The organism is Anthropogastromicrobium aceti (genome assembly GCF_020687335.1).
GTDB lineage: Bacteria > Bacillota > Clostridia > Lachnospirales > Lachnospiraceae > Anthropogastromicrobium > Anthropogastromicrobium aceti.
Window position 1 is genome coordinate 122,903 of sequence record NZ_JAJEQN010000004.1, and the last position, 8,750, is coordinate 131,652.

The following is an 8,750-nucleotide window of genomic DNA, read 5'->3' on the forward strand; positions in this document are numbered from 1 at the left end:
GGAATTCTATGAAAGAATGGGAAATTACAGATCAGGAGATTAAATTAACAGAGAAACTCCTTTTGCCAGAGGGCGCACATTTTTCCGAGGATGCGAAAAATGTTTTACGTTGCTGGCATTCGACTGATGTGGCGGCTTGTCCAGGTAGCGGAAAAACAACAGTTCTTCTTGCAAAGCTGAAACTGTTAGCTGATAGAATGCCGTTTGCAAATGGTGCAGGAATTTGTGTACTGTCGCATACAAATGTTGCAGTAGACGAGATTAAGAAACGACTTTCAAGCTATGCAGATAAACTTCTTAGGTACCCAAATTATATTGGAACAATTCAGTCATTTATTGACAAGTTTGTAACAATGCCATATTTAAGAAATATTGCCGGACAGCGTGTACAAGCAGTTGATGATTTTACTTATGCGCAATATGTGGTAAACCAGATGCAGAAGCATAGGAAGTATAATAGTCTCAATTTTATGATAGAAACCAAATTAAAAACTAGTACACAATTTAAAACAAAGATTGAGTATGTACAGAGATTATATATAGGAAATGATGGTGCTCTTTATATGGAAAAGCAAAAAAGAGCATTAGCTGGTTCAGATAAGGAATCAACCAAGCGGTATAAAGAAATTCTTGATAATCTTTTAAAAAAAGAGGGGATAATACGATATAAAGATGCTTACGCATATGCTAAAGCTGCTGTAGATGATTTATCGGAAACATATACAGACCTTTTTTCGGCGAGATTTAAATATATTTTTATTGATGAATATCAAGATTGTGATGAGATCCAGCGACAAGCCATGGACGCAATATTTAATTCAACTAGGTGTACAGTAATGAAAATAGGAGATTCGGATCAGGCTATTTATAATTCTTCACAAGATAGAACGCCAGATTGGATTCCACAAGTTGGATTCTTACCTATTATGACATCTAATAGATATAGCCAAGAGATCGCAGATGTAATTTGTAATTTAAAGAAAGATAAAACTAATATTATAACATCTGTAGGAAAGACTGGAATTAAGCCAGTATTACTTGTTTTTGATACAGAGAGCATTGGCAAAGTAATTGGAGGGTATATTAGTGTATTAGAGAAAAAAGAGCTCTTTGATGAAAATGGTATCTATAAAGTAATTGGTGCTGTCAAAAAGGAATCGTTAGCCGGATTAAAAGTTGGAGATTATTGGTCAGAATTTGATGCTTCAGCAAAGAAACAAGAAGAGTATAATTATTGGATACTACTAGATGGGATAATTGTAAACTTATTGGAAGGAAAGTTGTACAAAGCAGAGGGAATTGTTCGGAAACTTTTGTGCCGAATATTTCATTATACTGAAATTACTAATTCAGAATCTGGTAAGGAGTTTTCTGTAGTCACGATAAAAAAGTTTCTTGACAGTGAATATAAAGATGAATATCGCCAATGGATTAGTGAATTGTCAAAAGTACGACCTATTGATAGGAAAACAATAGATTGTTTAATGAGGCAAAGGATAAATGAACTTTTCAAAATGAACGGTCTTGAAAGTGATGATGTTTTTAAAAAATTGCCAAATTATTTTTTAGATGGTGACGTTATTGTAGATCAAGACAAAAAAATTGAGAAAAATGTATTTATTGATCCACTCAGAGGGCGTAGAATAAAATTTGATACAGTTCATGGTGTAAAAGGTGAAACACATGATGCAACTCTATATCTGGAAACAGAGCAGAATGGAGCATCAGATTTAAGTAGAATTCTTCCTTATTATGGAATAGGAAAAGTTAAAGCGTCTAATTTATATGATTATAGTCGTAAGCTTGCTTACGTTGGAATGAGTAGACCTAAAAAACTATTGTGTGTGGCGATGAAAGGAGAGACTTATGAAAAAGGTGAAAAGGTGTTTGTTGGTGATTGGGAGATTATTGATTTGAGAACATGAAGCGTAATGACGGAAAGTTTGCAAATATAAAATCAGGAGAACAAGGGGTAAAAACAAAATGATAGAACAGTTATTAGGTGCTATTTCCGGGCTTGGAATGTCTGAAGCAGAGAGTGTATTGGTTTCAGCTGGAGAAAATGTGGTAAAGAACTATAAAGATTCTCGTGCATGGGAAAAATTATTTGTTGATACAGGCGATTTTTTTATTAAAACCGAAAAGGGAAAAGACACTTTTTTTGAAGAATTGACGTGTGTATTATCGAAAGAAAATTTGTCTAAGATTGCAAAGGAGTTGAAAACAGAAGATGGATATGATTTAAAAAATAGGTTGTCTACATCTCTCAGTCAATTGATGAAGAAGTATGAAATACCCTATGAAATAGCAGAATCTTATACAGTAAAAATCATTTACACGGTACTTGAGCAGTTGAGAATAGTTGCTCCAGATAAATACGAGCATTATTTCTTGAAAGAATGGAAAGAGGAACAGGATCAAAATCTTTTAGAACTGAAAAATAGAATTGAGAAAATGTCGAAAGATTTTGCCGTTTATAATCATGAGCAAATGGCAATATTATCGTCAGGTCAAATGGATATTGATCTAAGAAGAAGTACTCAGAATCCATCTATCGGAATAGAATTTTTTTTAGTGGATGATGAACATTTTCAAGATGAATTTGAAGATTTAAGATATGATGAACTAGTATTTATAAGAGGCCGCAGTAGAGAAGAGACAATATATTGTGTCCTTAATGAATTATGGAGGCTGGATGATAAACGCCCTATATATATTGTTAAAGATATGGAATCTTGGAAAAAACTTAGCCTTGTTAAAAATAGCGGAAATATTTATATTCCATGGTTTTATGCAGATGAAATAGTGGCAATTGAGAACAATACTAACATTTTTGTGATAGATGAAAATACACCAGTCTTTAACGGGAATGTTTTAGAATTGCGCCCAAGAACTCGTAATACATTATTAAAATGTTTACAGGATGCAGGAATGGAATATGAACAAATATGTGCTTTATTAGCAGATACGCATGGATTATATATACAGATGAAGAAGCAATTATTTAAGGGGGAGTACTTAAAAACACCTGAGTGGATTAATGGTATTAGTGAAAAGGCGAAAAAAACATGTTTACTTATTGGAAGTTGGGAAGAAGTAGAAGGGGATAAGTTAGTTATTGAATCTTTATATGGAGGCTCGTATAATAAATTTTTAGAAGAAATTCTTCCATATACAAAGGGAGAAGATCCTTTTTTATATGTAATAAGAAGAAATGGTTCAATATCTTATTATTTAGCGAGTGTAGAGAATATATGGAATTATCTTGATGTACTAATAAGTGAACCTATTTGGCAATTATTTATTAATGCGTTTTTAGAAGTAATTAATGAATCAGAAAGTTTGTTTTCTTGTAATGGTCAAGAAAGATTGCTTGCACAGCTTAAAGGAGAAAAGTTATTCTGGTCTGGAACGATAAGAAAAGGAATGTTACAGACATTATTGATTAAGGGAACTTATAAAAGTGACAAAGAAACGCAAAGGACTTTAAATGAACTAGTTGAGACTGTTTTGCAATGTGTGAAAACAGAAAAACAATGGATTTATATTTCTAAATTCTGGAGGGAATTTTGTGAAATTTCGCCAATGGCAGTATTGGAAAGAATGGATTACGAATTCACTAACGATACTGGGTTGTTAAAATTATTTCAAAATCAAACAAGTGATTTCTTTTTTGGAGAGAATGCGTATATACAAATATTATATGGGGTTGAGCAGTTTCTTGTTCAAAAAGATTTTTTTTGGACTGCATTTAAATGGCTTTTGAAACTAGATTCGCTTGGGTTTGAATATAAGTCCAATGCACTTGAAGAAATATTTTCAAAGGTATTATGTACATGGATAAATCTTTCTGTTTTAGAAACATCAAATGAGAAAATTAAGGCAGCAGAAAAAATGTTTGAAATTGATCCAGAAAAGGCATGGAATTATATTTATAATGCAATTGATACTAATAAAACGAGTTATTTTGGAGGGGATTCTTTGCCGAAATATAGAGAGCATGAAATATCAAGATCAACAACTGTTGCAAACATGCAAGAAACAAAAATAGGGTATTTTAATCTTATTCTTCAGCATATGGAGTTCTCAGTGGAGCGTTGGAAAAAAATGCTTAAGTTGTCAGAACAAATTTCAGTGAAATTAGTTAATACGATGTTTGAAAAATTGTTATTTGAAATTCAACAAATGTCTGACGAGGAAGTGACAACGATTAAGAATACAATTCGATCTTCGATATATAGGCATAGGTATTATGAATTTGCGTCATGGGCAATGCCAGAAGAGAAGGTTAGTAAATATGAAGAAGTGTTAAATCGGATACATATTGCAACTCCAGAATATGAATATGCATATTTATTTGCAACAAATGGTGAGACGCCACTTTTGCATCCTATTCCGGCTAATAAAGATGACGAGAGAGAAAATAATGAGAAAGCTAAGGAAGCTCTAATTCGAGAAAAAATAGAAGAATTTCAAAATCAAAGATATAGTCTTGTTGTTTTGGCTAATGCATGTTCTCAAGATGAATATAGAGACTTAGGATATTATTTGGCAAGATATTGGAATAATGGGGAATGGAACTTTGATATATTTAAAGAGTTGATTCAAGTCGAAAAATTTGTAGATATAGCAATTAACTATTTGAATAATATGAAAAAAGTAGATGAATTGCCGTATTCGGATATTATAGCGAAAATGATAAATATGAAGTGCTTAGATAATGTAGTAGCTAGAGTTTATAAAGTTGAGGCAAGGGTAACAACGGCAATACCATTGGTTACAAATGCTTCTGATACAATAAAAAAAGAATTTTGGAAGTCGATGATATATTGCAAAGAGTGTAATTATTTATGGGCGTTAAAGGAGGCAAAAAAATATGCTACTTTGAATACATTTGTAGAGCAGATGCATTATATTCATTATTATAAGCCATTATCAGCAAGTACTATTTTTGAGTACTTTAAAGATGTGGAACATATGCCACATGAACAAGCAGATACAATGATGAGTTATCATGTTCAACAATTAATAAAGGTTTTACAGGAAGCGTATATAGATGATTCTGAAAAGTGTATAAGGATTGTTCGCCTTGAAATCTTTTTTATGAATCTATTAGATTGGAAGGACATGAGATGTTATCATAAACTTGTTAAGCAGTCACCAGAGCTTATGGCAGAATTAGTATCTATAGTGTTTAAGCGGGAACATGGTCAGGATAAACAGAAAAAGATTGATCAAGATTATTTTCATAATATGTATTCTTTATATAATCAATTACATTTTTGTCCAGCAGAAAAAAATGGTAAAGTGTTAGAAGAAGAATTGGAACAATGGGTTGAAAAATATAGAGAAACATTGATTCGTAATGATCAACAAAATCTGTTTGAAACAACATTGGGAAGGCTTTTTGCTTTTTCGCCTATAGATGAAGATGGATATGAACCTTGTGCGGCTGTTAGGAAAATGATTGAAAAGTACGGCGATGATAGGATGATAAATAGCTATCAAGTTGCTGTATTTAATCGGAGAGGAGGATTTAGCCCATCGGCTGGAAAAGAGGAATTAAAAATGGCATTGGAGTTCAAAAATAATGCGGAATATTTAACTCCAGATTACCCTAAAACAGCAAGAATTTTTTATAATTTATATGAGGAATATTTGCTTGAAGCTGAAAATGCTAGGAAGGATGCTGAAGATGGCTTGGGATGGTAATGATTCTAAAATAGGTTTAGAGGTGACGGGAAAATATGGCAAATATTATGTAAAAGAAAAAATTGGTAATGGTGGTAATGGGGAAGTCTTTGCTGTTGAAATAATTGATGGGGGAGATACACTGCCGAAAGAAAAAGGGTATGCAATAAAATTTTTAACTGTTAGCCAGAAAAACGTAAAAGAAGTTGAAAAAAGAAAAAAACGATTTGAGAAGGAAATTCGACAGGTAGTTACATTGCAAAATAGTGTTGAAGGTATCCTTCCAATTTATGATGCGTCTATTTACAGTGAGGATAGTCAAAAAAAATTGTGGTACCTTATGCCAATAGCAAAACCATATGAGGCTAAAAATTATTCTATCAAACAAAGATTAGAACATATGCTTCAATTAGGAGAATCTATAATGCAGTTACATGCGATTGGATATGCGCATAGAGATATAAAACCTAAAAATCTCTTGATGTTCAAGAAAAGATTGTATTTGTCAGATTTTGGGTTAGTGTGGAATATAAATGATCAGGATGAGCATATTACAGAAGCAAAGGACTGCTTAGGACCGAAGGCAATTCGCCCACCTGAACTTCAGTCAGCAGGAGATATTAATGATGTGGATTATCGAAAATCTGATGTGTATTTATATGCTAAGACTCTCTGGATGATATTGTATTGTAATAACAGTGGTTTTTTTGCGGAGTATTTAAGAAATCGTAGTGAAGTATATATTGATAAAAATAAATTGAAAATTGAGACGGCTGAACCATTACACTGTTTGATGGAGGAGGCAACAAAGTATCAGTATTGGGAGAGAGCTGATATTGATACTTGCGTTGAATATGTAAGAAATCAATTGCAAATTGTAAACGGAGATATTTCGGAGAAAGCTTTGGCAAAATGGAAATATATGGAACAAATAAATTATGCTAGAATAACGATACCTTCAGATGAGTGTGTATATAGAGATTCAACTTCTATTTTAAGAATACTTAATAGTATGGTAGGGGCAGTAGGACTAGTGCTTGTTGAGAATGGAAAAGAATATGGTTTTTTTCCATTGAGAAAAGTAAGATGCATTCAAGGTAATCTTTTTGAAATAGCAATATCAAATCCATATTACAATGGACGGAAGAAGATTATTGAATTAGCATTTAGCAATATTCGTTTGAAGAAAGATATGTCATGTACACTTGATTCAAATATATATATGTTTGATAATAGGCAGGTGCCAGTCTACACACAAATTATTGAAGCTTTGCAAAGCTCTGAAAAACGCGTTCGATTAAATGCGATTTATTTAATACAGATGGTTAGTTTGGAATAAAAATATGTGGAAAAGTTGATGAAACTGGTGTAAAATTAAAAAGTGCAATGTTGACTGATAGGTGAAAACGTGTCAGTTGACATTTCCAACGTTGCAAGAAAGTGTATTGAGGAGTAACAAAATTGAGGTACAGTTATAATTATTGTTACTTTTGAGAAACGATAATTATCATATACTTGCACTTGGGAGGTAAAAGTCTGTTAGATTCATATGACAGACAGAAGAATATGGGAGGAAAGTATAATAATTAAAAAATTAGTTATTATTATGAAAGAAAAATGAATTTTATTGATTATAGACGAGAATTAGGAATAGGAATTGATAATATAGAGCTACAGCGACTATTTTTTAACCGTATATTTGATTATTTGGCGGATATGAACATAATGAAAAATGTGTTTTCAGAACAAGAGTATATATCATTTTGCTTCTTAACAGGACAGCGTCAGCGACGTGATCTTGCAGAAGATGGCTATTGGGATGCAATACAGATTGTTTTAGACAATAATTCGCAATCTATTGAAGAATTTTTTTCGTATTATATGTCAATGATTAAATGTTTGAACAATGATGAAATGGGATCTTCGACGAAAATTTTACTTAAAAAAATTTTATTTAAGTGCTTAGATGAATCCCATATTCCTTATGAGGTAATAAAAGATGGCGGAGAGACACTTGTAGTTCCAAAAGGTGCAGAAGAATTAGACAGAAAATTAGTATCAGAACCACTTTTGTGGTTAAATGCTTATCCTACTTCACGTAAAGCGTTTTTAAAGGCTTTAAAAGAGTATTCAAAAGTAACTGAGGATAATGCTAGCGAAGTTGCAGATTTACTTAGAAAAGCACTTGAATCTTTTTTTCAAGAGTTTTTTAACTGTGAAAAGTCTTTTGAAAATATGATTTCAATATATGGAAAATTCTTGGAAGAAAAAGGGGTACCTAAAGACATTGCTAATAATTTAGAAAAAATATTAAAACTGTATCAAACCTTTAACAATAATTATGCAAAGCATCATGATAAAACACATGTGAATGTATTGGAATATATTTTATATCAGACGGGAAATATAATTCGGTTGCTTATTCAATTAAATTAGAAATGTTATGGAATTAGAATGGTCTGGATGATATTATAAAATGATTTTGATGCATAGAATAAATTTTTGAGAGGATAAAAATGAAGAAATATATATTTGATTCATATGATGATTTTTATAATGAATATATTACTGTTAGATCTCCTCAATGTATTGAGTGTGGTGAAGATTGTGAACTTGTTGATTCTGAAGTAGCGTGTTACATTAAGGATAGAAAACTACAATTTTCATCTATGCTATTATTGCGTTGTAAAAATTGCGGAAGGGAATATTTACCTAGATATTCAAAACAAATGATTGATGGAGCATATAAAATTGTAGTTGAAGCAAATGAATTTCAGGGTGTATTTAAACCGTTAGGAAGTAAACAACAATTTGATTATTGCAAAGAACAGAATTATTTGTATGACTATAGGGATTACTTTAATATTCCTGGCCTGTGTGAAGATAGAGAACATTATATTGAAGGATTTCTTACTCCTGTATATTTTGAGAAAGAAGCGTTGGTTTACTTTAGGGTATTGCCGGAGTATGAAGTGAATATTTGTAAACGCTCAATAGTGGGTATACCCACTTCAAATAGCCGCTCCTGAGAGCGGCTTACAGTTCATTTTATTTTCGAC

At 31.9% G+C, this 8,750-nt stretch carries 5 protein-coding genes; all 5 read left to right on the forward strand.

Features of this window, described 5'->3' with window-relative positions; translation table 11 throughout:
• Positions 1 to 8 precede the first annotated feature (8 nt).
• Positions 9 to 1,925 (forward strand): UvrD-helicase domain-containing protein, encoded by a 1,917-nt coding sequence (locus LKD48_RS02680; RefSeq protein ID WP_308731100.1) that lies wholly within the window; start codon positions 9 to 11, stop codon positions 1,923 to 1,925.
• Between the two features lie 58 nt (positions 1,926 to 1,983).
• A complete protein-coding gene (locus LKD48_RS02685; protein ID WP_308731101.1) occupies positions 1,984 to 5,712 on the forward strand; it encodes a hypothetical protein in 3,729 nt (1,242 codons plus the stop codon).
• Positions 5,696 to 7,030: a protein kinase domain-containing protein gene (locus LKD48_RS02690; RefSeq protein WP_308731102.1), complete on the forward strand. Its 1,335-nt coding sequence runs from the start codon at positions 5,696 to 5,698 to the stop codon at positions 7,028 to 7,030. The genes LKD48_RS02685 and LKD48_RS02690 overlap by 17 nt, the downstream gene beginning before the upstream one ends.
• 278 nt (positions 7,031 to 7,308) lie before the next feature.
• Positions 7,309 to 8,127 carry a hypothetical protein gene (locus tag LKD48_RS02695; protein ID WP_308731103.1) on the forward strand — a complete coding sequence of 273 codons (819 nt, stop codon included), beginning with the start codon at positions 7,309 to 7,311 and terminating at the stop codon, positions 8,125 to 8,127.
• Between the two features lie 80 nt (positions 8,128 to 8,207).
• Positions 8,208 to 8,720: a hypothetical protein gene (locus LKD48_RS02700; protein WP_308731104.1), complete on the forward strand. Its 513-nt coding sequence runs from the start codon at positions 8,208 to 8,210 to the stop codon at positions 8,718 to 8,720.
• The last annotated feature ends 30 nt before the right edge of the window (positions 8,721 to 8,750 follow it).